The sequence below is a fragment of the Halomicrobium sp. HArcht3-1 genome, assembly GCF_058933345.1.
In genome coordinates this window covers 310,159-333,558 of sequence record NZ_JBZYDM010000003.1, presented here as the reverse complement: position 1 = coordinate 333,558, position 23,400 = coordinate 310,159, and the positions used below count along the sequence as shown (strand labels likewise).

At 63.7% G+C, this 23,400-nt stretch carries 31 protein-coding genes; 17 read left to right on the top strand and 14 right to left on the bottom strand.

From position 1 onward, the window contains the following. Positions 1-22: 22 nt before the first annotated feature. From AC5FRW_RS06970 to AC5FRW_RS06955, 4 genes are all read left to right on the top strand, one after another. A complete protein-coding gene (locus AC5FRW_RS06970) occupies positions 23-652 on the top strand; it encodes an RAD55 family ATPase (protein WP_493567712.1) in 630 nt (209 codons plus the stop codon). 45 nt (positions 653-697) lie between these two features. Beyond that, positions 698-1,489, top strand: a complete 792-nt coding sequence (locus AC5FRW_RS06965) for an Nmad3 family putative nucleotide modification protein (RefSeq protein WP_493567711.1) — start codon at positions 698-700, stop codon at positions 1,487-1,489. A gap of 100 nt (positions 1,490-1,589) precedes the next feature. Continuing rightward, positions 1,590-3,023, top strand: coding sequence for a phosphomethylpyrimidine synthase ThiC (gene thiC, locus AC5FRW_RS06960; protein ID WP_493567710.1), 1,434 nt, complete (start codon positions 1,590-1,592; stop codon positions 3,021-3,023). Positions 3,024-3,260: 237 nt separating this feature from the next. Next, positions 3,261-4,088 (top strand): hypothetical protein, encoded by an 828-nt coding sequence (locus AC5FRW_RS06955; RefSeq protein ID WP_493567709.1) that lies wholly within the window; start codon positions 3,261-3,263, stop codon positions 4,086-4,088. A gap of 114 nt (positions 4,089-4,202) precedes the next feature. Here AC5FRW_RS06955 and AC5FRW_RS06950 read toward each other — a convergent pair whose 3' ends face one another. Then, a complete protein-coding gene (locus tag AC5FRW_RS06950; RefSeq protein ID WP_493567708.1) occupies positions 4,203-4,763 on the bottom strand; it encodes an NUDIX hydrolase in 561 nt (186 codons plus the stop codon). A gap of 294 nt (positions 4,764-5,057) precedes the next feature. On the opposite strand from AC5FRW_RS06950, the gene AC5FRW_RS06945 reads away from it, so the two are divergent. The 8 genes from AC5FRW_RS06945 to AC5FRW_RS06910 all read left to right on the top strand — a co-directional run bounded on the left by AC5FRW_RS06945 (position 5,058) and on the right by AC5FRW_RS06910 (position 9,684). Next, entirely contained in the window at positions 5,058-5,240 is a 183-nt protein-coding gene (locus AC5FRW_RS06945; protein WP_493567707.1) for a DUF1918 domain-containing protein, read from the top strand. Between the two features lie 6 nt (positions 5,241-5,246). After that, a complete protein-coding gene (locus tag AC5FRW_RS06940) occupies positions 5,247-5,672 on the top strand; it encodes an RNA-binding protein (protein ID WP_493567706.1) in 426 nt (141 codons plus the stop codon). Continuing rightward, the gene (locus AC5FRW_RS06935) at positions 5,672-6,364 is read left to right on the top strand and encodes an RNase P subunit p30 family protein (protein ID WP_493567705.1); all 693 of its coding nucleotides are present in this window, start codon (positions 5,672-5,674) and stop codon (positions 6,362-6,364) included. The genes AC5FRW_RS06940 and AC5FRW_RS06935 overlap by 1 nt, the downstream gene beginning before the upstream one ends. A 101-nt stretch (positions 6,365-6,465) precedes the next feature. Further along, positions 6,466-6,885 carry a hypothetical protein gene (locus AC5FRW_RS06930; protein ID WP_493567704.1) on the top strand — a complete coding sequence of 140 codons (420 nt, stop codon included), beginning with the start codon at positions 6,466-6,468 and terminating at the stop codon, positions 6,883-6,885. An 88-nt stretch (positions 6,886-6,973) separates the two neighbouring features. Further along, positions 6,974-7,603 (top strand): class I SAM-dependent methyltransferase, encoded by a 630-nt coding sequence (locus tag AC5FRW_RS06925; RefSeq protein ID WP_493567703.1) that lies wholly within the window; start codon positions 6,974-6,976, stop codon positions 7,601-7,603. A 3-nt stretch (positions 7,604-7,606) separates the two neighbouring features. Then, positions 7,607-8,086: an Rpp14/Pop5 family protein gene (locus AC5FRW_RS06920; protein WP_493567702.1), complete on the top strand. Its 480-nt coding sequence runs from the start codon at positions 7,607-7,609 to the stop codon at positions 8,084-8,086. Between the two features lie 2 nt (positions 8,087-8,088). Continuing rightward, positions 8,089-8,877 (top strand): archaeal proteasome endopeptidase complex subunit alpha, encoded by a 789-nt coding sequence (gene psmA, locus AC5FRW_RS06915; RefSeq protein WP_493567701.1) that lies wholly within the window; start codon positions 8,089-8,091, stop codon positions 8,875-8,877. Positions 8,878-8,958: 81 nt separating this feature from the next. Next, positions 8,959-9,684, top strand: a complete 726-nt coding sequence (locus AC5FRW_RS06910; protein WP_493567700.1) for a ribosome assembly factor SBDS — start codon at positions 8,959-8,961, stop codon at positions 9,682-9,684. Positions 9,685-9,780: 96 nt separating this feature from the next. On the opposite strand, the gene AC5FRW_RS06905 is transcribed toward AC5FRW_RS06910, so the two are convergent. Further along, the gene (locus AC5FRW_RS06905; RefSeq protein WP_493567699.1) at positions 9,781-10,128 is read right to left on the bottom strand and encodes an FUN14 domain-containing protein; all 348 of its coding nucleotides are present in this window, start codon (positions 10,126-10,128) and stop codon (positions 9,781-9,783) included. A gap of 214 nt (positions 10,129-10,342) precedes the next feature. Between AC5FRW_RS06905 and hflX the strand changes: the two genes are divergently transcribed. After that, positions 10,343-11,653, top strand: coding sequence for a GTPase HflX (hflX, locus tag AC5FRW_RS06900; protein ID WP_493567698.1), 1,311 nt, complete (start codon positions 10,343-10,345; stop codon positions 11,651-11,653). Here the strand turns inward: hflX and AC5FRW_RS06895 are convergent. The 3 genes from AC5FRW_RS06895 to AC5FRW_RS06885 all read right to left on the bottom strand — a co-directional run bounded on the left by AC5FRW_RS06895 (position 11,650) and on the right by AC5FRW_RS06885 (position 14,398). Beyond that, entirely contained in the window at positions 11,650-13,101 is a 1,452-nt protein-coding gene (locus AC5FRW_RS06895; protein WP_493567697.1) for an NAD(P)H-hydrate dehydratase, read from the bottom strand. The genes hflX and AC5FRW_RS06895 overlap by 4 nt on opposite strands. Before the next feature lie 61 nt (positions 13,102-13,162). Then, a complete protein-coding gene (locus AC5FRW_RS06890) occupies positions 13,163-13,441 on the bottom strand; it encodes an acylphosphatase (RefSeq protein WP_493567696.1) in 279 nt (92 codons plus the stop codon). A gap of 48 nt (positions 13,442-13,489) precedes the next feature. Then, positions 13,490-14,398, bottom strand: a complete 909-nt coding sequence (locus AC5FRW_RS06885; RefSeq protein ID WP_493567695.1) for a DNA-3-methyladenine glycosylase family protein — start codon at positions 14,396-14,398, stop codon at positions 13,490-13,492. An 88-nt stretch (positions 14,399-14,486) separates the two neighbouring features. On the opposite strand from AC5FRW_RS06885, the gene AC5FRW_RS06880 reads away from it, so the two are divergent. Further along, positions 14,487-14,939, top strand: coding sequence for a DUF555 domain-containing protein (locus AC5FRW_RS06880; protein WP_493567694.1), 453 nt, complete (start codon positions 14,487-14,489; stop codon positions 14,937-14,939). 91 nt (positions 14,940-15,030) lie between these two features. Here the strand turns inward: AC5FRW_RS06880 and AC5FRW_RS06875 are convergent, their stop codons facing one another. Then, positions 15,031-15,267 carry a UPF0058 family protein gene (locus tag AC5FRW_RS06875; RefSeq protein WP_493567693.1) on the bottom strand — a complete coding sequence of 79 codons (237 nt, stop codon included), beginning with the start codon at positions 15,265-15,267 and terminating at the stop codon, positions 15,031-15,033. Positions 15,268-15,485: 218 nt separating this feature from the next. On the opposite strand from AC5FRW_RS06875, the gene AC5FRW_RS06870 reads away from it, so the two are divergent. Next, positions 15,486-15,890: a translation initiation factor IF-2 subunit beta gene (locus AC5FRW_RS06870; RefSeq protein WP_493567692.1), complete on the top strand. Its 405-nt coding sequence runs from the start codon at positions 15,486-15,488 to the stop codon at positions 15,888-15,890. A 107-nt stretch (positions 15,891-15,997) separates the two neighbouring features. On the opposite strand, the gene AC5FRW_RS06865 is transcribed toward AC5FRW_RS06870, so the two are convergent. From AC5FRW_RS06865 to AC5FRW_RS06840, 6 genes are all read right to left on the bottom strand, one after another. Further along, positions 15,998-16,177 (bottom strand): DUF7836 family putative zinc-binding protein, encoded by a 180-nt coding sequence (locus AC5FRW_RS06865; RefSeq protein ID WP_493567826.1) that lies wholly within the window; start codon positions 16,175-16,177, stop codon positions 15,998-16,000. Positions 16,178-16,338: 161 nt separating this feature from the next. Continuing rightward, entirely contained in the window at positions 16,339-17,319 is a 981-nt protein-coding gene (locus AC5FRW_RS06860) for a transcription initiation factor IIB (protein ID WP_493567691.1), read from the bottom strand. Between the two features lie 144 nt (positions 17,320-17,463). Further along, the gene (locus AC5FRW_RS06855) at positions 17,464-19,476 is read right to left on the bottom strand and encodes a DUF7282 domain-containing protein (protein WP_493567825.1); all 2,013 of its coding nucleotides are present in this window, start codon (positions 19,474-19,476) and stop codon (positions 17,464-17,466) included. Between the two features lie 219 nt (positions 19,477-19,695). Further along, a complete protein-coding gene (locus tag AC5FRW_RS06850; RefSeq protein WP_493567690.1) occupies positions 19,696-20,001 on the bottom strand; it encodes a DUF8036 family membrane protein in 306 nt (101 codons plus the stop codon). A 54-nt stretch (positions 20,002-20,055) separates the two neighbouring features. Then, entirely contained in the window at positions 20,056-20,331 is a 276-nt protein-coding gene (locus AC5FRW_RS06845) for an ArsR/SmtB family transcription factor (protein WP_493567689.1), read from the bottom strand. Positions 20,332-20,404: 73 nt separating this feature from the next. Beyond that, positions 20,405-20,689: a DUF357 domain-containing protein gene (locus AC5FRW_RS06840; RefSeq protein ID WP_493567688.1), complete on the bottom strand. Its 285-nt coding sequence runs from the start codon at positions 20,687-20,689 to the stop codon at positions 20,405-20,407. Positions 20,690-20,791: 102 nt separating this feature from the next. On the opposite strand from AC5FRW_RS06840, the gene AC5FRW_RS06835 reads away from it, so the two are divergent. Both AC5FRW_RS06835 and AC5FRW_RS06830 read left to right on the top strand, forming a co-directional pair. Continuing rightward, positions 20,792-21,838: an NAD(P)/FAD-dependent oxidoreductase gene (locus tag AC5FRW_RS06835; protein ID WP_493567687.1), complete on the top strand. Its 1,047-nt coding sequence runs from the start codon at positions 20,792-20,794 to the stop codon at positions 21,836-21,838. A gap of 92 nt (positions 21,839-21,930) precedes the next feature. Further along, positions 21,931-22,215: a DUF7545 family protein gene (locus AC5FRW_RS06830; protein ID WP_493567686.1), complete on the top strand. Its 285-nt coding sequence runs from the start codon at positions 21,931-21,933 to the stop codon at positions 22,213-22,215. An 8-nt stretch (positions 22,216-22,223) separates the two neighbouring features. Here the strand turns inward: AC5FRW_RS06830 and AC5FRW_RS06825 are convergent, their stop codons facing one another. Next, complete coding sequence (locus AC5FRW_RS06825) at positions 22,224-22,895, bottom strand: 2,5-diamino-6-(ribosylamino)-4(3H)-pyrimidinone 5'-phosphate reductase (RefSeq protein WP_493567685.1); 672 nt, start codon at positions 22,893-22,895, stop codon at positions 22,224-22,226. A gap of 37 nt (positions 22,896-22,932) precedes the next feature. Beyond that, on the bottom strand, positions 22,933-23,397 hold the full coding sequence (locus tag AC5FRW_RS06820) for a hypothetical protein (RefSeq protein ID WP_493567684.1): 465 nt from the start codon (positions 23,395-23,397) through the stop codon (positions 22,933-22,935). Between the last annotated feature and the right edge of the window lie 3 nt (positions 23,398-23,400).

The following is a 23,400-nucleotide window of genomic DNA, read 5'->3' as shown; positions in this document are numbered from 1 at the left end:
GGGGACCCTCATTGACAGTGGCATGGTGAATCGTCTGCGGACAGGGATCGATGTCCTTGACCGCAAACTGGATGGGGGAATACCAGAGGGCAGTATCGTCGCTCTGACGGCACCACCAGCGAGTCAGGCCGAGCTATTTCTGTACGAACTAACTGCGACGAGGGGGACACTCTGGCTCTCGCTCGACCGGTCGGCGACCGCCGTGCAGGCGAGCATCGAACAGACCCCAGCCGAGACCGGAGACCCGACGGTCAGACACATCTCGGGTGAAGCGCCACTCGACAACGCGGGGAAGCTCGTCAGCGCGCTCCCCGAGACCTCGAACTTGATCGTCGATCCACTCGACGTACTCGAATCCCAGGAACCCCATTCGCGCTTCCGGGCGTTCATGAACGACCTGCAGACGCACATCGTCAACACGGGCAGTCTGGCGATCGTTCACTGTCTCGACGGCAACGGCGTGCCACCGCTTCGAGACACGACCGAGCACTTCGCGGACGTGGTCTTTCAGCTCGATACCACGGTCGCAGGCGACGAAGTCGAGAACCGACTGGCGATCCCGAAGTTCCGCGGCGGTCGCGCGCCTTCGGACGTGATCAAGCTCGATCTGGTCGAACAGGTCAGCATCGACACGTCTCGGGACATCGCGTAGCCGCCCACCGGAGTTCCTTTGCCGACCCGCCGCCCAGTGTCGACGATGACAGTCGTCTTTACCGGTGTCGGAGCCGACGACAGCAACGTCAACGCCCACGCGCCGCTGGCTCCCGACGGTCGCTTCGAGTACGTTCCTATCCCCGAGAAAGTCCCCGGGACTGACGAGCAGGAGACGTTCGGTTCGTGGCAACTGCGCTACGACGACCGCACCGCCGCCGACCTGACGAACCGGCTGGACACGTATCCGGAAGACGGGAGCGCCCGCGTCGTCAGGGACGATGCTGTCGCTGACTGGCCGCTCCATCGCGATCCGAACTTCGCGGCGATGACCTACGGCGAACATCGCGAGGGGTTCGGACAGTACGTCTCACGACTCTCTCGGCTCGACGAGGGCGACGCAGTCGCGTTCTACACCTCGCTCGTCACCGAGGACTCGGACAGGAAGCATCGCTATCTGGTCGGCTACTTCACGGTCGAGACGGTGACGGTGATCGAACCAGACGACGATCCGGAGACGAAGCGCGAGAAACTGGCTCGCCACCCCGAAAACGCCCACGCGAAGCGCTCCGAGGATGGTGTCCCCTTCTACGACGACAAGCGTCTCGTGATCGTCGACGGCCGCGAACCCGGCGGGCTGTTCGAGCGCGATCCGATCCGGGTGAGTGAGTACCGCGAGCGGCCGGACGGTCGTGGCGGCTACTACCTCGATTCGGCCGTCGGCGAGCAGTTCGAGATCGTCGAGGGATCGAAGTACATGACGCGCAAGCCGGCGCTGGTCAGCGAACTCGACGGCACGGAATTCGTCGAACTCGTCGGTCGTCCGGGGGAGCGGTGACTGCGGGAGCCGTTCGACCAGTCACGGGTGACAGTCACTGAACCACGAGTCGTGGTCGGTCTACCAAGCTTTATAATCTAGTAATATAACTAGCTTATCTATGACAACGCAACTACAGCGCGCACGCGACGGTGAGGTTACCCCAGCGATGGAACGGATCGCCGAGCGCGAGAACGTCGACGCCGAATTCGTCCGCGAGCAGGTCGCCGACGGGCAGGCCGTGATCCCAGCCAACGTCGGCCACGAGACGCTCGACCCGATGATTATCGGCCGAGCGTTCTCGACGAAGGTCAACGCCAACATCGGCAACAGCGACGAGACGAGCGATCTGGACGGCGAACTCGAAAAGCTCCACACGGCGGTCCACTACGGCGCGGACACGGTGATGGACCTCTCGACGGGGTCGAACCTCGACGAGATCCGAGAAGCCAACGTCGAACATTCGCCGGTCCCGGTCGGTACGGTCCCGATCTACGAGGCCGTCAAGCGCGCTGGGAGTCCCGAAGCGATCACGCACGAACTCCTGCTCGACGTGATCGAGAAGCAGGCCGAACAGGGTGTCGACTATATGACGATCCACGCGGGAGTATTGATGGAACACCTTCCGCTGACCGACGATCGAAAGACGGGGATCGTCTCGCGCGGCGGGTCGATCATGGCGAAGTGGATGGAAGAGAACGGGATGCAGAACCCCCTCTACACGAAGTACGATGAGATCTGTGCGATCTTCCGCAAGCACGACGTGACCTTCAGCCTCGGTGACGGCCTGCGACCGGGCTGTCTGGCCGACGCCAGCGACGAAGCCCAGTTCGCAGAACTCGACACGCTCGGAGAACTGACGCGGAAAGCGTGGGACGAGGGTGTGCAGGTCATGGTCGAAGGACCGGGCCACGTCCCGATGGACGAGGTGGCCGACAACGTCGAGCGCCAGCAGGACGTGTGTGACGGCGCGCCGTTCTACGTCCTCGGCCCGCTCGTGACCGACATTGCGCCGGGCTACGACCACATCACCAGCGCCATCGGCGCGACCGAGGCGGGCCGGGCCGGCGCGGCGATGCTCTGTTACGTCACGCCCAAGGAGCACCTCGGACTCCCCGAACGCGAGGACGTGCGCGAGGGGCTGGCGGCCTATCGGATCGCCGCCCACGCGGCCGACGTGGCTACCGGTCGGGAGGGCGCACGCGACTGGGACGACGCCCTCTCGGAGGCTCGATACGCGTTCGACTGGACCGAGCAGTTCGACCTCGCGCTCGACCCAGAGCGGGCACGCGAGTACCACGATCAGACGCTGCCCGGTGACAACTACAAGGAGGCGCGCTTCTGCTCGATGTGCGGCGTCGAGTTCTGCTCGATGCGGATCGATCAGGACGCGAGGGAGGGTGACGGCGAGGAGATGGACGAAATCGCCGACGAGACCGACCTCGACGGATCTGCCGCGGCATCGGTCAATCGACCACCGGTCGGCACCCACGACAGCGACGCTGGCCTGCACCACCACGAGGCGCGTCCAACCGTTTCGAGCGACGACGACTGACCGAGGGTGCGACACTGAGGCAGAAAGAATTTATCGCAGTGTAACCAACCACGATACGATGTCGAAGAAAGCAGTCCTTCTGGTCGCGGTGGCCGCTCTGGCCCTGGTCTACGCCGTCAAGAAGTGAACGGCGACCTCCCGTATCGTGCGTCAACCACGGTGTCGTCACCGCCGCTGCCCCGTTCTCCGACACCGCGTTTCCAAAGCCACTTACCCCGAAGCGCCGTACCGACTGGTATGTACGGCGTCGTCACCCGTAACGAGGAGGAACTGTCGTGGTCGGAGTTCGACCGCGGGTTCTACGAGGTCAAGGACGTGACCGGGCGGGCGGCCGAACCGGTCGCCGGAGCAGTAAACATGGTCTCGTGTTTCGGGGACAACGCCGCCGAAGACTCCCCGGAACTGGTCCCCGTCGACGACGAGGGCAATCAGGCGACCCGTGATCGTCCCTACTTCGACTGGTCGTACGTCTGCCCGACGCACGACCGCTACCGCGAGGGACTCCTCGACGTGATCGAGGAGGCCGCCGATGTCAACGCGGACGTTCGTCTCGACGACGTGGGATTTCCCCGCGACGAGTACTGCCACTGTGATCGCTGTGAGCGACGCTTCGCCGAGAGCGACTACGACGACTGGGGTGCGTGGCGCGACGGCGTCATCACCGATTTCGTCGCCGAGGCACGCCAGCGAGTGCCCGGTGACCTCTATCTCACGCTGTATCCCGACCCCTATCCCGGCCACCTCTCTCGGCGGGCCGGAATCGATATTGAAGCGATCGAACCCTACGTCGACGAGTTCGTCGTCCCACTGTACGACATGGCCTACTCGACGACGTACTGGCTGGAGGTGCTCGCCCGGGGGTTCGAGGATCGACTGTCGACACCCTTCAGCATCGAACTGTACGCTGTCGACGTCGACATCGACGATCTACTGAAAGCGGCCGAAGTCGCCAGCGAGTACGGCAAGAGCGTCCTCTTTGGCTACGACGCGAGCAATGCACGAGCGACCTTGCGGCGACTCGACGCCGACGCGCGAGCCGGCAAGTCCTTCGGTCCCGACGAGTAACGGAACGGTGTCAGCGACGGGCCGGCGTCGGCCTTATACTGCCGGCTGTCACTTCGTGAAGATCTTCGCCACCCGGGGGTGGCGAAATCGTTCACAGATGTACAGCCGGTAGTATTACTCGAAGCGCTCGTCGCGCCACCGGAGCAACTCTTTTCGGTCGCGCGTGTCTTCCGGCAGTTGGGCGAACCAGCGGGCGTCAGATATCTCACCGTCCGGGTCGTCGACGACGAGATCGGTTTCGTCGGTCCGGGCCTCGAAGATGGGCAGGACACCCCACGTGTCGTGCTCGTCACAGTGAAACTCGGCGCGACCGAGGATCGCCAGTCCATCGTAGCGTGCCTCGATGCCCGCCTCTTCTGCGAGTTCACGCCGAGCGGCGTCGCCGAACGACTCCTCGCCGTCGACCTGCCCGCCGGGCAGCACCCACTTGTCGACGGCGTCGTGGCGCACGAGCAACAGTTCCTCGTCCGGGTTCGTCACGAGCGTGTGGACGCCGTACGGAAGACCGTTGTCTCGCGTCCGCTCGGCGACCGTCCTGAACCGCCGTCGAGAGACCGACCGGTGGCGAGTGAACGCCAGATAGTCGCCGTGGTCGGCGTCGAGCGAGTGACGGGTCTGTTCGGCCTGCTGGCGGGCGAGATCAGCGAGGTACCAGAGGTTGTCGACGGCCGTCATACACACTGTCGGTCGGATCTCGGGCGCTCGTTCCTGTCGGGTGTCCGATCCCGGCACTCGGGAGCGGGCGGCGGGCCGCGGCCGCCCGTGGCCGCGGGGAGGGCACCACGCCGTGGCGCGATCCGGCCAGCGACGGTACTGATCATGCCCTCGTGTAGTAGGGGTGTCCTGATAAGTGTTCGAGACTAGCGTGACCGCTCGTTAGCCGACCCACCCGTCGAGATCGGTGGCGTCGGATCCCCGCGTGAAGCCAAAATCAGTCCCTTTTTGCCAGCCGGTGGACTAGCCTCTGGTATGGCATTCGAAGAAGACGACACCGTAGTCCTGCACGACAAGCACAGCGAGTACGACGGCGAAGAAGGCACGATCACACAGGTCGTCGAGACGATGTTCGGTGACGCGAACTACACCATCTCGTTCGAAGACGGGCAGGAACAGGGCATCCCCGAGGACGCTCTGGAAGCCGTCGAGGAGTAAGTCGCCATGTCGTCGGTCCCGTTCCACTACGTCGACCTCCGCGCGTTCTCGTACGCGACGGAAGACGAGAAGCGTGTCGCGCAGGCACTGAAGAACTTCCTGCCCGAGGATATCGAACTGGAGCGGGCCGAATCGACGGGACATTACGGCGACCGGATCGTCGTGCTCTCGGCACGCGTCGAGAACGCAGACGACATCCGTCACGTCCTTTCCCGGGTCGCCGAAGTCGACGACCTAGAGCAGGTACTCGACGAACTGACCGATCGTGTCGACGACAACTGTTCGTTCTTTCTCACCTTCGACAAGCAGTCGGCCTTCGAGGACCAGATCGAGCGCGGTGATGGTCTCACGCTCAGGGCGAAAGTCGAGGCGTACCCGGCGAAGCGTGAGGCTGCGATCGAGAACGCCCGCGACGCGCTGGTCGACCTGTGATGTACGAGGCCGTCCACGCCAGACCGGACGGTGACAGCACCGTCGCCAGAATGGCCCACACTGCAGCCGAGTACGGATACGACGGCATCGTCGTCAGGAACCACGGCGACAGTCGGGCGACCTACGATCCCGACGAAATCAGTGACGAAGTCGGGATCGACGTGGTCTCGGGCGTGGAAGTCAGGGCCGACGACCGATCGCGCGCCGGTGGTCTCGTCGGCAATCACCGCGACCGGACGACCATCGTCGCCGTCCACGGTGGTTCGGTCGCGATCAATCGCTTCGCCGTCGAACAGCCGGCGGTCGACGTTCTCGCGCATCCGATGGCGGACGACGGTGACGTGAATCACGTGATCGCCAAAGCCGCCGCCCGGAACGGCGTTCGAATCGAGTTCTCGCTCCACGATGTTGTCCACGAGACTGGCGGTCGACGCGTTCGGGCGATTCAGTCACTGCGAAAACTGCGCGAACTCGTCGAGCACTTCGACGTGCCCTTCGTCGTCAGTGCGGACCCGACGAGCCACCTCGAACTGCGGGCTCCGCGCGAACTGATCGCACTCGGTGAGACGATCGGATTCACGGCCGACCAGATCGAAGCCGGTCTGTCAGAATGGGAATATTTGACCGGTCGAAACCGCGACCGACAGTCCGATTCGTTCGTCGAACCCGGCGTTCGTCTGGACGACGAATAAGCGGGTATGCGGCTCCTACGAGCGGGTATACGGCCCCTGTCTTACACGTGTTTGTTTACGATCCACCGGCTTTATATCCTATCGTTGCTTTCTCAACAATTATGGGGGAGACTATCAAAGCGTTCGATGCGGTGGTTCTCGCTGGTGTTGCTGCGGTACTCGGAACAGTCTATCTCGTCGGAGGGATGATCGGACTGCTCTCCGGTGGTGCAACGACGACGCTCGCCCTCGCGAACTCGGTCGTGGTGACCACGGTCGTCGGTGTGTTCTTGCTGTTGACTGCCGGGGCACTCGGCACCGAACAGCGATGGGCACGCGCGCTCGGGATCGTGTCGTTCCTCGTCGTCGTTGCACTCGGATTCCCGTCACTGACCGACCCGACGATCTTGCCCGTCGTCCAGAGTGTCATCGCCGCACTGGCGACGCTGTACCTGCTCTGGCGGAATCCGGTCACGACGGAGGAGCGCTCGTCCGTCGACGAGTCGACCAGTGCGAGCCGCGTCGGCTCGACGATCCGGTGACTGGCACTCGGTCACGACAGGCGTGTGATTACGACCCACAACCGAGACGTTCCGACAGTGTATTCGGTCCCGATCGCCAATTCGGCGTATGAAGAAGTCCATCGACGAACACGCGGATCGGTTCTCGGATCACGCTGCGGACTACGACGAGAGTCAGGACGCTCCCGAGTATCGCGAGTGTGCCGACCTCGTCGTCTCCCACGCCGCGCCGGCGGCCGACGATGTCGTCCTCGATCTGGGGACCGGCACCGGTGCGATCGCCTTCCCGCTGGCCGAGCACGCCGAGACCGTCGTCGGGCGCGACATCAGCGAGGGGATGCTCGACGAGGCCACGTCGAAGGCAGCACAGAACGGAATCGAGAACGTCGAGTTCGGTGAAGGGCGGTTCCGCGAACCGAACGTCGACGGGCCGGTCGACGTGATCACCTCGAACTTCGCGATGCACCACCTCGACGACGAGGCAAAGCGCGAGGCCATCGACGTGCTCGCCGATCTGGAACCACGCCGGATCGTCCTCGGAGACGTGATGCTGTTTGGTGACGAAGAGTCGAAAGTGCCCTTCTACGACCCGTCCGTCGACGACCCAGCACGAGTCGGTGTGCTTGCCGACGCCTTCACCGACGCGGGCTTTGCCCTGACGGCCGTGGAGATGGTCCACGAGCAGGTCGGCGTCCTCGTCGCCGAGCGAGTGCCGGACGCACCAGAGACGAGCAACTGAGCGATGAAGCACCTGCCCAAACACCTCCAGCCCCGATGGCGCTATCTCGGCGTCGCACTGGAGGCGTGGCCCGACGCCGAGATCGACCGCCGTGCCCTCCAGCGCGATCTCTGGTACGCCGCCCAGAATCTCGTCGGGGACGCCGGGAGCGCCGAACTGGACCTGACCGTGTTACGCTTTACCTTCGACGAGGGGCGTGGTTCGGCGGTCGTTCGAACGCACCGCGGCGAGAGTGACCGGGCGAGGGCCGCTCTCGGGTCGCTCTCGGCGGTCGACGGTCACCCCGTTGGCGTCCGGGTTCGCGGTGTCAGTGGCACGGTGCGTGCGTGTGAGGAAAAGTATATACGACGTGGAACGGAAGCCCCGGACCAGAGACACGTCGTGTTCGAGGAGTCCGAACGTGAGGCCGTCGGTCGCGGCGACCGCGTCGACGTGCGGACCGACGACGGCTTCTCGGGCGTGACGGCGTTCGATCTCCAGTAACTATGCAAGGTCAGAACCAACAGCAAGCCTACGACCGTGGGATCACCATCTTCTCGCCGGACGGTCGTCTCTATCAGGTCGAATACGCCCGCGAAGCAGTCAAGCGCGGGACCGCGAGTATCGGCGTCAGGTCCGACGATGGCGTCGTCCTCGCCGTGGACAAGCGCATCCGTTCGCCCCTGATGGAACGCTCGTCCGTCGAGAAGATTCACAAGGCCGACGACCACATCGGTATCGCCAGCGCCGGCCACGTCGCCGACGCCCGCCAGCTTATCGACTACGCACGCCGGCAGGCACAGATCAATCAGCTCCGCTACGGCGAACCGATCGGCATCGAGACACTGACCAAGGAGATCACCGACCACATCCAGCAGTACACGCAGGTCGGCGGCGCACGCCCGTTCGGTGTCGCGCTGATCATCGCCGGCATCGCCGACGGCGAGCCACGCCTCTACGAGACTGACCCCTCGGGGACACCCTACGAGTGGAAGGCGCTTTCAGTCGGTGCAGACCGCTCCGATACCCGCGATTACCTCGAAGAACACTACTCGGAGGATCTCGATCTCGACGGTGCGATCGAACTGGCCCTCGGTGCGCTGGCGTCGGTCAACGACGACGAGCTAACGCCCGAAGAGGTCGGTCTGGCGACCGTCGACGCCGAGACCGAGCAGTTCCGTGAACTCGACGACGAGGAAGTCGAAGCACACCTCGTCGACCTCGACGTGCTGGCGACCGGCGAGGACGAGAGTCAGGACGCCGACACCACCGAAGACGACGACATCGAGGAGTAGCGAATCGCGTCCCGTCGCCGCCGGCCGAATTTTCCACCGGCCGTGGAAAGGTCTTTGAACCACGCACCAGTACCTTCGGGTATGATATCACTCGACGAGGCAGTGACGGCGAGACTCGAATCTCACGGCGAGCGATTCGAGGTCCTCGTCGATCCAGACGCCGCGCTGGCGATCAAGCGGGGAGAGTTCGACGGTGAACTCGAAGACGTGATCGCCGCCGAAGACGTGTTCGAGGACGCCGCTCGCGGTGATCGACCGGCCGAGAGCGCCCTCGAAGAGGTGTTCGAGACGACCGATCCACTGGCGATCATCCCACAGGTGATCGAAGAAGGGGAGATCCAGATCACGGCCGACCAGCGCCGCGAGATGCAAGAGCAGAAACACCGACAGCTCATCCAGCAGATCACGCGCAACGCGGTCAATCCCCAGATGGACGACGCGCCCCACCCACCCGAGCGCATCGAGTCCGCACTGGAGGAGACCGACTTCCGCGTCGATCCGATGGAACCGGTCGAGAATCAGGTCGACGACGCACTGGACGCCCTGCGTCCGGTCATCCCGATCCGGTTCGACGAGATCACGGTCGCGGTGCAGGTCCCGGCAGACTACGCCGGTGGGGCACAGGCGCGGATTCGACAGTTCGGCGACCTCGAACGCGAGGAGTGGCAGGCCGACGGTTCGTGGGTCGGTGTCATCACGTTCCCGGCGGGCATGCAAAACGAGTTCTACGACCTCGTGAACGAACACACGAGCGGCGAAGCCGAGACACAGATCGTCAAAGACGAAGACGAGATTTCGACCCGATAGCGGGCCGTCGATCGAAACGGCTCGCCGCGGTAACGATCCGGGTCGCGCGTGAGAAATCGACTGTTTGCTTGCGATTCGCCGTGGTCGGTCGCTCGATTATCCTTTCTTGAAGCCGACGAGGAAGCCGCCGGTGAAGCCGGCGCTGACCGGCAGTGCCGAGATGATGCTCAGCAGCCAGCCCGGTGGTTCGCTCCCCGCCGCACCCGTCGCAGCACCGGAGACGTTCTCTGCCGCGCCGCCGATGGCGTCCCAGTTCACTTCGAGAATCCCGCGCGTTTCGAGAAACTTGAACAGGGCCAGTTCGATCCCGACCAGCACCGCGATCACCTTCGCGACTTTCTTGGCGGCGAATCCGATGACCCCTCCGATCATGGCACCACCACCAAGTTCGAGCCCCATCTGCTGGAGACCGAGTTGGTCTAGCTGCAGTGTGAAATCTACCATACACCAATGCTGATCGCCGTCGGTTAAGACTTTTGTGCCCTCCGAAGGTCACCGACGGCGTTCGGTAGGCGTCACTTACTGGTCGTCAATCCGTGCGTCGAAATGGAATCGCAAGCGTCGTTCTGGCGGGTTCGTGGCCTGCACAACGAGTGGTCGTCTCTCGCGTCTGGACCACCCTGCAGATTAAATAAACGGACGACGTACTCTGGAGTGAGTGACGGCAACTACAGCCCCGGAGCGAACGGTGATCGTAAAGCGTGTCGATTCGGGAACGGCAGACACCGAGGAGATCCGCGATCTGGCGCGAGCGGCGGGCTACGAGATCGCTGGGGAAATCACCCAGACGAGGACGGAAGACCCGGCGTACCACCTCGGCGAAGGAAAGGTGACGCGCCTCGCCAACATCGTCGCCCGCGAGGGCGCAACGGCGGTCATCTTCGACAATCAACTCGGACCGTACCAGACGTACAACATCGGCAACGAACTCCCCGGTGACACTCGCGTCATCGACCGGTTCCGACTGATCCTCGAAATCTTCGGCCAGCGTGCCCAGACCCGAAAGGCACAGCTCCAGGTCGAACTGGCTGAGCTTCGCTACGAACTGCCAAGAGCGGAGGCCAAGGCGAGTCTCGCGAAGCGTGACGAGCGCCCCGGATTCATGGGTCTCGGTGAGTACGACGAGAGCCGCGAGCAGGACATCAAAAAACAGATCTCGCGGATCCGCGACGAACTCGACTCCATCGAGGAGACAGAGCAACATCGACGCGAGCAACGCCGCGAATCGGGTTTCGACCTGGTCGCGCTGGCGGGCTACACGAACGCCGGGAAGTCGACCTTGCTGCGGCGGCTGGCCGACGACGTGGACGTCGACGAGAACGAAGACCTTCATCCAGACCTCGATCCGACCGCAGAGAGCGAGAACCGACTGTTCACCACGCTCGGGACGACCACACGACGCGCTGACATGGACCAGCGCGACGTACTCGTCACCGACACGGTCGGATTCATCTCCGATCTGCCCCACTGGCTCGTCGAATCGTTCAAGTCGACGCTCGATGCCGTCTACCGGGCGGACCTCGTGTTGCTCGTCGTCGACGTGAGCGAACCGATCGAGGAGATCCGAGAGAAGCTCGTGACAAGCCACGACACGCTGTACGAGCGCAACGAGGCACCGATCGTGACGGTCCTCAACAAGACCGACGCGGTCGATCAGGCAGAGATCGAACGCAAGCGGTCGGCGCTGTCGGGACTGGCTCCGAACCCGGTGCCCGTCAGCGCCCGGGAGGGTGAAAACGTCGATGCACTGCTCGAACGGATTCACGACGACCTCCCCGACTACGAACGGGAACGACTCGTGATGCCGATGACCGACGAGACGATGAGCGTCGTCTCGTGGATTCACGATCACGCCCACGTCGAGAACGTCGACTACGGCGACCAGGTCGTCGTCGAGTTCGAGGGTCGGCCTGCAGTCGTCGAGCAGTCCCGGTCGAAAGCCGGTGAGCTGATCGAAGCGTCCGCCTAACTGGATTTTTGTTCCGGTTCGCCCGCCCAGAGTGCCCCCGGAAGCACGTCCGGCAGATCGGTCGCCACGAGTCCGTAGCCCCGGTCTTCGACCACGATGTCGCCCGCTCGACCGACCGCGTAGGCACCGATGGCGCCGGCGTGAATCGGCGACTGCGTGGCTGCGAGCGCGCCGACGGTCCCAGCGAGTACGTCGCCCGTGCCGCCGACGGTCATGCCCGCGTTCCCGGTTCGATTCACACGCGTCACCTCGCCATTCGAGACGATGTCGTACGGACCCTTGACCAGCAGCGTCTGGTCGAGCTGTGTGGCGAAGCGTTCGACGAGGGGTGCCCGCTCTTCCCAGTCGTCAGCGGTCGTCCCGCCCATCTTCAGGAGTTCTCCCTGATGGGGGGTACAGAGCAGGTGCGCGTCGGTGTCGACCTCCGGGACGACTTGCAGCGCGTCGGCGTCGACGACGGCCCGCCCGTCGTAGCGTCCAAGTAGGTCGGCGACGGCGTCGAGCGTCGCTTCCTCGTCGCCGAGACCCGGGCCGAGGACGACCGTGTCGTGATCGACTGCGAGATCGAGGACGGTGTCGACGTGGGACGGTGCGAGGTGGTCGCCGTCGAACGGACGGACGATGAGGTTCTCGCTGTAGCCCTGCAGTTCGCGCGCGACGGCCTGCGGGCAGGCGACCCGGACGAGGTCCGCGCCGGCGCGCAGAGCAGCCTGTGCGGAGAGCGCCGGTGCGCCGGTGTAGGGGCCGCCCCCGACGACGAGCACTTCGCCGTTGTCGCCCTTGTGACTGGCCGGGTCGCGGTCGAGACGCAAGAGGTCACCGCGTTCGACGAACGTCTCGGCCGTCTCGGGAATCCCGATGTCGGCGACGGTGACGGTCGCGTCGAGGGCGGCCAGTCCGGGCTTGGTGTCGTGGAACGTGACCACTTCGTCGGCGTCGACAGCGGTCTCAGGGAGCGTCCCCGCCTCGGCGTCCATGCCGGAGGGCACGTCGACAGCGACGACGGTCGCGTCGTGGGCGTTGATCGCCGCGGCGGCCGTGGCCGCTGGCTCACGCAGGTCGCCACTGATGCCGGTCCCGAGCATCGCGTCGACGATCACGTCCGGGTCGGAAAGCGCGAACTGGCTGGCGTCGCGGACCTGCGTCGTCTCGTACTCGCTCTGTTCGAGTGCGTCCCAGTTCTCACGGGCGATGTCCGTCGTGATCGTCTCGGGTCTGCCCAGGAGGTGGACTGAGAGGTCGTACTCGTCGAGGAAGCGCGCTGCGACGAACGCGTCGCCACCGTTGTTCCCACGGCCGGCGACGATGGCGACGGTCGCACCGGTCTCGGCGACGGCGTCGACAGTTCGGGCGACGGCGTGGCCCGACGACTCCATCAACTGCTTTTTCGGGACGCCCAGTGCGGCAGCGTTCTCGTCGACGACGGCCATCTCGGAGCCGGTGATCATGCGAGGGCCTTCGACCGCGCCCGTAGTAACTGTGGGGGAGCGGGCACGGAACGCAGCGATGTTACCGGCGGATCTCGAAGCCGTCGATCCCCTCCGGCTCCTCGTACTCGACGCTCACGTCGTCGACGCGAGCGCGAGGACTCCCCTCGTGGCACCACTCGACCATCGATTCGACCGCATCCTCGGGACCCTCGAAGACTGCTTCGACACGGCCGTCGGCAAGGTTCTTGACCCAGCCGTCGACGCCTGTCTCGCCGGCGGTATCCCGCGTGTTCGCTCGATAGAAGACACCCTGTACCTTGCCGCTGACGAAGACGTGTGCGCGGGTTCGTTCTGTCACAGTCCGTGCTGACGACGCCGATGCCAAAGAGCCTTCGCCAGCACTCGCTCAGACGTCCCCACCGGCGCTGCGAAGGTAGTGAAAGACGTAGGTCTGTGCGTAGCCGGCGTACTCGCCACCCAGCGCCTGACGGATCGCTCGCGACGTGTCGGCGTAGTTCCCGCGGTCGGTCTCGGGGAAGTACTCCTCGATGGTCGTCCTGATCCACGTATCCAGTGGCACTGCTTCGAGGAAATCGAGTGAGAAGAGCAGGACGCAGTCTGCGACCTTGTCGCCGACGCCGACGAACTGCGTCAGGTGGTCACGCGCGTCCTCGTAGGCCATCGTTCTGGCGGCTTCGGGGTCGGCCTCGCCCTCGGCGACCATCTCCGCACTCCGCTTGACGTACGGAGCGCGGTAGCCCAGTCCGAGGTCTCGAAGCTCCCCCTCGGTGGCCGCTGCGAGGCGCTCCGGCGTCGGATAGGCGTGGTACGTCTCGCCGTCGAACGTAACGCGCTCGCCGAACTGCTGGCGGAGTGCCTGTTGCATCCCATGAATCCGACCGACACGCATCTGGGCCGAACAGATAAAGGAGATCAGCGCACCGAAGGGCGGGTCTCGAACCAGTCGCATCCCCCAGTACTCCTCATACGCGTCCTGTACGACCTGATCGTCGGGTGCGGTCGCTCTGATCGCGTCGAGGTCGTCGTCGAGGCGCAGCAAGTGGCGCACCTGTGACCCGGCGTCGACACTGCTCTCCCACTCGATTTTCCCCTCGCACTGGCGCACCCTGAGAACGTGTGGCTCGTCGTCGACGCGAATCGTCGTCCAGTACCAGGCGTCGCTACCGTACGCTCGCTCGGACTCGTACATCTGCCCGTCCGTTCGATCCCAGAGGTACGATTGCCCGCTCTCGACGGTCGACTGGAGATCGACACCACCCGCCAGTGTGTCGGTCCCGATAGCTCCCCGTTCCATGCACTCGATCGAGGGACGGCAGCCGTTTCTACGTTTCGAGTTTTGGGCCGGGCTAACCTTCTTAATAGTGGCAGTCGAACTAACAGGTATGAACTGCAGAGTTGTCGTCGAGGCCGCAGTCCCCGTCTACGACGTTGAAACACCGGACGAGGCGGTCCGCATCGCCATCTCGAAGACCGGCGAGATGCTCAATCCCGACCTCAACTACGTCGAGATCAACATGGGTGAGCGGTCCTGTCCCCACTGTGGCGACGACCTCGAACCGGCCTTCATCGCCGCCGACGAGAGTCTCGTCGCGCTCGAACTCGAAATGACTGTCTTCAACGTCGAACGCGACGAACACGCTGCCCGGATCGCCCGCAAAGAAATCGGGCAGCGACTGGAGAACATCCCGCTGGAGGTCCTCGAAATAGTCGAGATCGAAGACGAGGACGACGAGACGAGCGACTCCGAAAGCGGCGACGACGATCAGACCGACGACGACTCTGACACTGGCGATGACGACGTTTTACCCGAGTTCGACGAGTTAATGAACGAATAACGCGGTCTCCTGCAGTTCATCCTCTTTTCCGATGGCATACGGCACAACCGCTATGCAGTGTCACGACAGTGGTTGCTGCTGACAGAATCGTTCAGTCAGCGGCGGCAGAAACAGGTTCTTTTTCTTCGGCGCTCATCTCGGAGGTGATACCCTTCGCGAGAGCAAACACAGCAGCTTTGTGGTCGGTCTTGGATTTGTGGATCGAGGTCGGCTGGACGCCGAGTTCGACGTACTTGTCGTGTTCGACAGTGTCCCCTGTCTCTTTTTCGTAGTGGTTCTGTACCTGTGCAAGCAGGCCGTGGAGATGGATGAGTTCCTGCTTCTTCATAGTCAACCTGACTTAGAAACTGGAGGGTTATAGTACTACTCTGAGTGTAGTTAACACACGTCCCTCAGTTGCACACGCTAGATTAGCCACATTATACGGTCCACCGGCTGAAACGAAGGGACTGTATAACCGTTTCAAGGGCGGCTATATGCGGGTATTAGCGGCTCTGTTCGTCCGGGCGTGAAAGATTTTTGGTCGACGCCCCGCACCGTTTTGATATGGACTACGACGAGATGCTCGATCAGGCCATCGAGGACACACCGGAGATCGAAGGCACCAGCGAACGATTCGAGGTCCCGTCGCCGGAGATCCGTCAGGAAGGGAACGTCACGGTGTTCGAGAACTTTCAGGCGGTCTGCGACCGACTGTCGCGTACGGACGATCACGTGATGAAGTTCATCCAGAACGAACTCGGCACGAGCGGGCACATCGACGAGAGCGGGCGCGCACGCCTGACCGGGTCGTTCAGAGCGGCGCGGATCGAAGATGCTGTCGACGCCTACACGGAGACGTTCGTGACCTGTCCCGAGTGTGGACTCCCGGACACGAAACTGAAGCGCGAACAGGGCGCGGTCCTGTTGCGGTGTGAAGCCTGTGGCGCACAGTCACCGACCGGTGAGTGATACTACCGGCTGTACATCTGTGAACGATTTCGCCACCCCGGGGTAGCGAAGATCTTCACGAAGTGACAGCCGGCAGTATGAGCCGCCTGTGGACTGTTCGGCGGAGGCTACTGTAGTCCCTTGAGGTTCTGTAAGTCGCGGTCCGTCCGGGTGAACTCGGCGAGCCGCCGGCTCGCATGGCAGTTCGGGCAGTGAAACGTGGTGTCGTGGGCGGGAAGGTCCGTCGGCGTCGACTCCCAGTCTTTCTTGCATTCGGGGCACAGCAATCGGATGTACGCCTCGACCATGATTGTGAATAACATGCAACCAACACCGAAAAAGGTTCGTGTCCCAGCAGGGTTGACCCGGTTTCGAGACGGGGGTCCGCTCGTACTGGCGGCAGTACGTCTGTGAAAAATTGTGCGACCCCCGAATCGCGAATCTCTGGAAACAGATACAGCCGGCAGTATCAGGCCGAGGCCGGCACGTTGTCCGCTTCCAGCAGTTCCTTGTACCGGTTACGGATCGTGACCTCGGAGATGTCGGCGATTTCGCTCACTTCGCTCTGGGTGACCTTCTCGTTGGTCAGCAACGCGGCGGCGTAAACGGCGGCCGCGGCGATCCCGACGGGTGACTTGCCGCTCAGCACGCCACCCGTACGCGCGGCCTCGATCAGTTCCCTGGCCCGCCGCTCGGTCTCGTCGGAGAGATCGAGTCCGCTACAGAACCGCGGCACGTAGCTCTCGGGGTTCGCGGGCGCGACTTCGAGACCGAGTTCGCGGATGATGTAGCGGTACGTTCGGGTCAGTTCCATGCGCTCGACGCGGGAGACGTGGGTCATCTCGTCGAGCGACCGGGGGTTGTTCGCCTGCCGGGCAGCGGCGTACAGCGATGCCGTCGCGACGCCCTCGATGGAGCGACCGGGCAGGAGGTCCTCGTTGAGCGCGCGCCGATAGATGACGCTCGCGGTCTCGCGGACGTTCTTTGGAAGCCCGAGTGCGGAGGCCATCCGGTCGATCTCACCGAGTGCCTGCTTGAGGTTGCGCTCCTTGGAGTCCCGGGTTCGGAACCGCTCGTTCCACGTTCGCAGGCGCTGCATCTTCTGGCGCTGGGCGCTCGAAAGGCTGTTGCCGTAGGCGTCCCGGTCCTGCCAGCCGATGTTGGTCGACAGTCCCTTGTCGTGCATCATCTTCGTCGTCGGCGCACCGACCCGGGACTTGCTGTCTTTCTCGCCGGCATCGAAGGCCCGCCACTCGGGACCGTGGTCGATTTCGTCTTCCTCGACGACCAGTCCACACTCCTCACAGACCGTTTCGCCGTGTTCGGCGTCGAGTGTCGTCCGTCCGCCACACTCCGGGCAGACGTCCTCCTCGACGGTCGTCTCCTCGCTCTCGATGTTCGTCCGAGCGCGCTGTTCGTCACTGTTGATCCGCGTGTGTATCTCGCTCATGGTGAGTAACCTCGCTTGCTGAGGACACAAACCTTAAAAAATAGTCTGCGACCTTCTTAACAAGTAGTTAGTCCGAAAAGTATTTAAAGGTTTCGGTTGATGTGGTAGCAATTCGCATGACAGCGATGTCCCGGGAACGACCGACTACCGACGCCGTGCCAGGAGGGCGGCACCGAGGAGCGCGCCCATTGCGACGACGATACCGAAGCCGGGACCGGACCCGTCGGTCATCCCTTCGTCGCCCATCGCCTCGGTCGTCTCCTCACCCATCATCTCCCCCTCGTTCTCGGTCATCTCCTCGTCCATCTCGGTCTCGGTCGTCTCGTCGTTCATCGAGACCGTGTACTGGCCCGTCGTGACGACTGCCCCGCCGGCAGCCACGTACGGTCCGTCGGCCTCCCCCTCGCTCTCGGGGAAGGTGTAGGTCTCGTCACCGTCGGTGTCGCGGTGGGCCATCGGGACGAACGTCGTGTCTTCCTCGACTGACTGATCGAGGGTGACCGCGACGTTCTCGTGGGTCCCCGGCGAGAGGTACGTCGACGTGCCGCGGATGCTCTCGAAGACCTGACCCTCCGTGACGGTGGCGTCGTGAATCGTCACGAACCCGCCGTCTTGCAGCGTGACCGAATCGACGGTCACAGTCGTGCCATCACCGGTCTCGCCGCTGTACGCCAGCGACGCTTCGATCGTCACGTCGGCGCTATCAGTCACGGCCCCGCCGCCTGCAGTGAACGGGCCGTCAGTGCCGCCCTCGCTCTCGACGAAGGTGTAGTTCTCGTCGCCGTCGGCGTCAACGTGGGCCATTGCGATCAGCGATTGGGTGTCGACCTGTCGCGTATCGAGCGTGATCTCGACGTTCTCGTGGTGACCCGCGTCGAGGTAGTCGGAGTGGCCGACGACGCTTTCGAGCACTGCGCCGTCGAGCAGGGTCGAATCGTGCAGCGCGACGAAACCGGGCTGACTGAGGTCGACCGACTCGATCACGACGGTCGTGCCGTCGCTGGTCTGGTCGTCGAAGGTGACGCTGGCCGAGACAGTGACTGCTCCCCTGTCGACGACCGCACCGCCATCAGCGGTGTAGGGACCGTCTGCACTACCCTCGCTCGTGAGGAAGTCGTACGTCTCGTTGTCGTTCGAGTCGGTGTGGGGCATCGCGACCAGCGTGGTGTCGTCGGTCACCGGGTCGTCGAGCATCACGTCGACGCTCCGGTGCAGTCCGGGTTCGAGGTACGTCGAGGTGCCGCGAACGCTGTCGAACACTGCGCCCTCGTCGAGGCTGGCGTCGTGGAGCGTCACGAACCCGCCCTCGGGGACGTAGACGGAGTCGACCGTCACGACGTTCCCGCCGGAACGCTGGTCGGCGAACGTTGCACTCGCGGTGTCGGTTACCGTCCCCGCGGCCGTGTCGATCACGGCAGTACCGTCGACGTTGGTGTAGGGACCGTCCGCGTCACCGCCGCTCTCCTCGAAGGTGTAGTTCGTGTCGTCGTTCGTGTCCTTGTGCGCCATCGGAACGAGCGTCGTGTTCTCGGAGAGGGGTTCTGAAAGCTCGACACGGACGTTCTCGTGGAAGCCCGCTTCGAGGAACGCCGACGTGCCGCGGATGCTCTCGAAGACCTGTCCCTCCGTGACGGAGGCGTCGTGAATCGTCACGAATCCGCCCTCCGAGAGGACGACGCGGTCGACGACGACGCTGTCGCCGTTCGTCAGCTGCTCGCTCATCGACACTGTCGCCGAGACGGTGAGGTTCGCCTGTGCGACGACTGCGCCGCCGTCGGCGGTGTAGGGACCGTCGGTCTGGCCGTTCGAGGAGACGAAGGAGTACGTCCGGTCGCCGCTGGTCTCCTGGTGAGCCATCGCGACGTACGTCCCGTCACTGGCCGCGTCGGTCAGCGAGACGGTGACGTTCTCGTGGGTGCCGGGTTCGAGGTACGCCGACGTGCCTGCGACGCTTCCCAGTACGTTGCCCTCGGTCACGGAGGCGTCGTGAATCGTCACGTACCCGCCGTCGGGCAGTGTCACCGAGTCGACTGTGACGGTGTCACCGCCCGTCGTCTGTGCACTGAAGGTTACTGAAACGTCCGACTGCTGGACGCTCGCGGTACCACTGGCTGTCGCGACGCCGGCCAGCCCGGACGTCGCGACCGCCACGACCATCGTCAGTAGCAGGATGCGTTGCCGCATGTTCAGTGGGTGCGATGATATATAAAAAGAGATTTGCCGAACTGGGGCCGGAGTCGTGCCGGACTCTCACCCAATTTCGGCCGGAGTTGCCCGAATAGCCGGTTCCCGACGGCTCTGACGGCTGGCTCCGTGCCGAATCACAGAACGCGTCGAAAACGGGAGTGTGGGTGCCGGTGGTGGCTGGCAGCGGGACTAATCCATCGTGACCCACGTCAGGAAGGCGAGACCGAGCGTCTCGAAGACGTGGAGTAGCATCATCGCACGCCACGCGATGGCGGGTACGTCGGAGCTGAACCAGACCGACAGGTCGGGATCGATCAGGTAGTAGTACAGCGCCAGCACGTTCTCACCGAGCAGGAACAGCGAGAAAACGAGCAGTCCGAGGGTGTGCTTCGAACGGATGTTGTAGTAGTTGCGTCCCCAGACGACGCTCAGGACGCCCAGCAGCAGGACGTTCAGCCCGACTGCGATCCGCGCGATATCAACCCAGACGGTCATCGATACCACCTTTCGTGAGTTCACTCATATACTCTTTCCCAAATTCGGCCATACTCATGCCTCCGCGTCCATGATGTCCTCGATCGTCTCCCAGTGCTTGCGTGCGCGGTCGGTCGGCAGATACACTGCACCGTAGTCGTCGCCGCTGTCCTGACAGATGCCGTTCTCTTCGAGCACGTCCAGATGGTGTCTGACGGTCTTGTAATCCAGATCGAGGTCCTCGGCTAGCTGGTTCGCGTTCCGGGGGCGTTCGTCGAGTGCTCGGAGAATGCGGATGCGGTTCTCACCACCTCGCGTCCCGGTCAACACGTACCACAGGACCGCCTCCATTGGACTGGATGACAAAGGCCTCCCACGTAAACACACCGCCAACAGCCGGCGATCGGCGGCACGGATTGCCGATTCAGACGGTAAAGAGGTGCCCTTCGGTGGGTACGTCGAAGAGGCCGATCCGTGCCCCGGCGTCCAGCCACGCGTGGCCGTACGAGAACGAAGCGAGCGCGTTCACCCAGTCGTCGTCCTGCCGGAAGTGCCGGCCGTCTTCGAGGTAGGAGGTCGCCATCTCGGCACATTCCGCGGCCGCGTCGTGCATCGGCGTCCCCTCGGGCGGTGCGATCTCGGCGGCCGCGACGGCGTCGGCGAGCAGTCCCTCGTAGCGATCAGTCTTCTCGTGGAGATCAGCGGGCATACTCGGGTGACTGTCCCGCGAGCGGTAAGGTATTTCGTCCGCTGGGCCCGCCACGAGCCAGACAGCGGAACCTACAAAGCCCGCGATCAAGTACAGATGGACATGACCGATTCAGTCGTCGAACACCGGAAGCTCATCATCGCTGGGACAGGGATCGCAGGGCTGACGGCGGCGATCTACGCCGCTCGCTCGAACAACGACCCGCTCGTATTGGAGGGTGACGAACCGGGCGGACAGCTCACACTGACGACGGACGTTGCGAACTATCCAGGCTTCCCGGAGGGGATCAGCGGTCCCGACCTCGTCAACAACATGAAAGAGCAGGCCACGCAGTTCGGGGCCGAGATCGATCACGGCATCGTCGAAGACGTGGACGCGAGCGATCGACCCTTCCGCGTCGAACTCTCGAACGGCGACACCTACACCGCCGACGCCGTCATCGCGGCCTCCGGTGCGAGCGCACGCACGCTCGGCGTGCCCGGCGAAGACGACCTCATGGGCTACGGCGTCTCGACGTGTGCGACCTGTGACGGTGCGTTCTTCCGTGACGAGGATATGCTCGTCGTCGGTGGTGGCGACGCCGCCATGGAGGAAGCGACCTTCCTGACGAAGTTCGCCGACACGGTCTACATCGCCCACCGCCGCGAGGAGTTCCGCGCGGAGGACTACTGGATCGACCGCGTCCACGAGAAAGTCGAGGACGGCGACATCGAGATCATGAAAAACACCGAGCTGCTGGAGATCCACGGCTCGCCCGAAGACGGCGTCGACCACGTCACGCTCGCCAGAAACGACGAGGGCCACCCCTCCGAGAAACTGGACGATCCCGAGACCGAGCAGTTCGACTTCGACGTGGGCGCCGTCTTCCTCGCCATCGGCCACACGCCAAACACCGACTACCTCGAAGGGACGGGCGTCGACCTCGACGACGCTGGCTACATCCAGACACAGGGCGGCATCGGCGCGAACGAGACCGCGACGGGCGTCGAGGGACTGTACGGTGCTGGCGACGTAGTCGACTACCACTACCAGCAGGCCGTCACCGCCGCTGGGATGGGCTGTAAAGCCGCAATCGACGCCGACGAGTACCTCGAAGGACTGCCAGCGGCGGCGACCGAAGCCGAGCAAGCGGCCGAAGCCGACGACTGATCGAGACGACGCTGTCTGCTCCCGTTTCTGTCTGTTCAGGACGGGCGCATCGACCCGCAGTGCCTTTACGTGGAGCCGGCAAATTGGTGAGCATGACAGACGACACTGTCACCGTGACACTCGAAGCCGACGAGCAGAGCGACGAACTGACCGTCCCGACGGCCCTCCTCGATATGCTCCGCGAGGGCGACGAGTCGGACGTAGAAGTGATCGGTGACATCGCCATGTTCGGTCTCGCACAGCGTATCCACGGTGCCGTCCACCACTCCCAGGGCGAACCCTCCGAGGAGATCGCAGACGCCAACGAGATCACGATGGAACTGTTCGAAGAGCGCTTTGGCTCGACGTTCGCCGAACTGACCGGTCACGACCACTAGCATTCTCGCTACGTCTCTTCGGCGACGGTCCAGCGGAGCAAGACACCGTCGTCCAGCCGTTCCACGTCGTCGAGCGTCAGCGCCGGGAATTCCTCGGCGAACCCGTCGCCGTCTGCCAGTGTCGGCGCGTCGCGACCGCCGATCACCGTCGGGCCGACGAAGACGGAGAGTTCGTCGACGAGACCGTGTTCGAACAGCGAGAAGATCACTTCACCGCCGCCCTCGACCATCAGCTGCTCGACGCCGTCGCCTTCGAGTTTCGCCAGTGCCGTCACCAGATCGACGCGGTCCTCGCCGGTGGCGATCACCGTCGCGCCGGCCTCCTCCATCTGTTCGACGAAGTCCGTCGGCGCGGCCTCACTGACGAGGAGGTACGTCAGCGCCTCGTCGTCGAGGATGCTGGCGTCCGGCGGCGTTCGTACCCGCGAGTCTGCGACCACACGCGCTGGGTTCGGTGGCTCGCCCCGATCCTCGCGAGCGCGCTTTCGATCGGGGTCGTCGAGCGTCAGCGACGGGTCGTCTGCCAGTACCGTCCCGACACCGACCATGACAGCGTCGCTCTCGGCCCGAAGCTGATCGACCCGGTCGAAGTCGGACTCGCCGGAGATCGCGATCTGCTCGCGCTGATGGGTCGAGAGCTTCCCGTCGGCACTCATCGCGGCGTTGACGACCACGTGCATACTGGCCCGAAAGACGGAGGGACAAAAACCGGTTACGCTACGCCTCGGACGATCGCTTGCCCTCTTCGAGAAGCTTGCGCGCGTCGATCGCTTTCGTCCCGTGTTCGCTCGTTCGCATCCGCACCGCGGGACCGTCGAGCCACAGCTCTCTGAAGTCGACGACGATCTCGGCCGTCCAGCTTTTGATCCGGCCGTACCCGTGACTATCGATCTCGATAAAGGTCCGCGGTGTGCGCTGGCGACCCATCGTCCACTCCTTGTCGCCCAACTGAATCGTGTCGGCTTCGAGTTTCTCCCACTCGAAGACGACGACGTGTTGCTCGCGGGGGTCCTCCGACCGTTCGTGATCGACGCGCGTTCGTGTCTCGTAATCGACGCCGAAATGGGCCGACCACAGTTCGAGATACTCGAAATCGAACTTCTTCTTCCCGTTGCCCTCCCCGGATCTGTTCGTCCAGATCACGTGCGAGTCGGACGGCTTCTTCCCGAACGCTCCGCCCATGTC

Bases quoted from the DNA above. Each gene is read 5' to 3' on its own strand.
- AC5FRW_RS06970 (WP_493567712.1), top strand. From the start codon at position 23: ATGGTGAATCGTCTGCGGACAGGGATCGATGTCCTTGACCGCAAACTG.
- AC5FRW_RS06965 (WP_493567711.1), top strand. From the start codon at position 698: ATGACAGTCGTCTTTACCGGTGTCGGAGCCGACGACAGCAACGTCAAC.
- thiC (WP_493567710.1), top strand. From the start codon at position 1,590: ATGACAACGCAACTACAGCGCGCACGCGACGGTGAGGTTACCCCAGCG.
- AC5FRW_RS06955 (WP_493567709.1), top strand. From the start codon at position 3,261: ATGTACGGCGTCGTCACCCGTAACGAGGAGGAACTGTCGTGGTCGGAG.
- AC5FRW_RS06950 (WP_493567708.1), bottom strand. From the start codon at position 4,763: ATGACGGCCGTCGACAACCTCTGGTACCTCGCTGATCTCGCCCGCCAG.
- AC5FRW_RS06945 (WP_493567707.1), top strand. From the start codon at position 5,058: ATGGCATTCGAAGAAGACGACACCGTAGTCCTGCACGACAAGCACAGC.
- AC5FRW_RS06940 (WP_493567706.1), top strand. From the start codon at position 5,247: ATGTCGTCGGTCCCGTTCCACTACGTCGACCTCCGCGCGTTCTCGTAC.
- AC5FRW_RS06935 (WP_493567705.1), top strand. From the start codon at position 5,672: ATGTACGAGGCCGTCCACGCCAGACCGGACGGTGACAGCACCGTCGCC.
- AC5FRW_RS06930 (WP_493567704.1), top strand. From the start codon at position 6,466: ATGGGGGAGACTATCAAAGCGTTCGATGCGGTGGTTCTCGCTGGTGTT.
- AC5FRW_RS06925 (WP_493567703.1), top strand. From the start codon at position 6,974: ATGAAGAAGTCCATCGACGAACACGCGGATCGGTTCTCGGATCACGCT.
- AC5FRW_RS06920 (WP_493567702.1), top strand. From the start codon at position 7,607: ATGAAGCACCTGCCCAAACACCTCCAGCCCCGATGGCGCTATCTCGGC.
- psmA (WP_493567701.1), top strand. From the start codon at position 8,089: ATGCAAGGTCAGAACCAACAGCAAGCCTACGACCGTGGGATCACCATC.
- AC5FRW_RS06910 (WP_493567700.1), top strand. From the start codon at position 8,959: ATGATATCACTCGACGAGGCAGTGACGGCGAGACTCGAATCTCACGGC.
- AC5FRW_RS06905 (WP_493567699.1), bottom strand. From the start codon at position 10,128: ATGGTAGATTTCACACTGCAGCTAGACCAACTCGGTCTCCAGCAGATG.
- AC5FRW_RS06895 (WP_493567697.1), bottom strand. From the start codon at position 13,101: ATGATCACCGGCTCCGAGATGGCCGTCGTCGACGAGAACGCTGCCGCA.
- AC5FRW_RS06885 (WP_493567695.1), bottom strand. From the start codon at position 14,398: ATGGAACGGGGAGCTATCGGGACCGACACACTGGCGGGTGGTGTCGAT.
- AC5FRW_RS06880 (WP_493567694.1), top strand. From the start codon at position 14,487: ATGAACTGCAGAGTTGTCGTCGAGGCCGCAGTCCCCGTCTACGACGTT.
- AC5FRW_RS06875 (WP_493567693.1), bottom strand. From the start codon at position 15,267: ATGAAGAAGCAGGAACTCATCCATCTCCACGGCCTGCTTGCACAGGTA.
- AC5FRW_RS06870 (WP_493567692.1), top strand. From the start codon at position 15,486: ATGGACTACGACGAGATGCTCGATCAGGCCATCGAGGACACACCGGAG.
- AC5FRW_RS06865 (WP_493567826.1), bottom strand. From the start codon at position 16,177: ATGGTCGAGGCGTACATCCGATTGCTGTGCCCCGAATGCAAGAAAGAC.
- AC5FRW_RS06860 (WP_493567691.1), bottom strand. From the start codon at position 17,319: ATGAGCGAGATACACACGCGGATCAACAGTGACGAACAGCGCGCTCGG.
- AC5FRW_RS06855 (WP_493567825.1), bottom strand. From the start codon at position 19,476: ATGGTCGTGGCGGTCGCGACGTCCGGGCTGGCCGGCGTCGCGACAGCC.
- AC5FRW_RS06850 (WP_493567690.1), bottom strand. From the start codon at position 20,001: ATGACCGTCTGGGTTGATATCGCGCGGATCGCAGTCGGGCTGAACGTC.
- AC5FRW_RS06845 (WP_493567689.1), bottom strand. From the start codon at position 20,331: ATGGAGGCGGTCCTGTGGTACGTGTTGACCGGGACGCGAGGTGGTGAG.
- AC5FRW_RS06840 (WP_493567688.1), bottom strand. From the start codon at position 20,689: ATGCCCGCTGATCTCCACGAGAAGACTGATCGCTACGAGGGACTGCTC.
- AC5FRW_RS06835 (WP_493567687.1), top strand. From the start codon at position 20,792: ATGACCGATTCAGTCGTCGAACACCGGAAGCTCATCATCGCTGGGACA.
- AC5FRW_RS06830 (WP_493567686.1), top strand. From the start codon at position 21,931: ATGACAGACGACACTGTCACCGTGACACTCGAAGCCGACGAGCAGAGC.
- AC5FRW_RS06825 (WP_493567685.1), bottom strand. From the start codon at position 22,895: ATGCACGTGGTCGTCAACGCCGCGATGAGTGCCGACGGGAAGCTCTCG.
- AC5FRW_RS06820 (WP_493567684.1), bottom strand. From the start codon at position 23,397: ATGGGCGGAGCGTTCGGGAAGAAGCCGTCCGACTCGCACGTGATCTGG.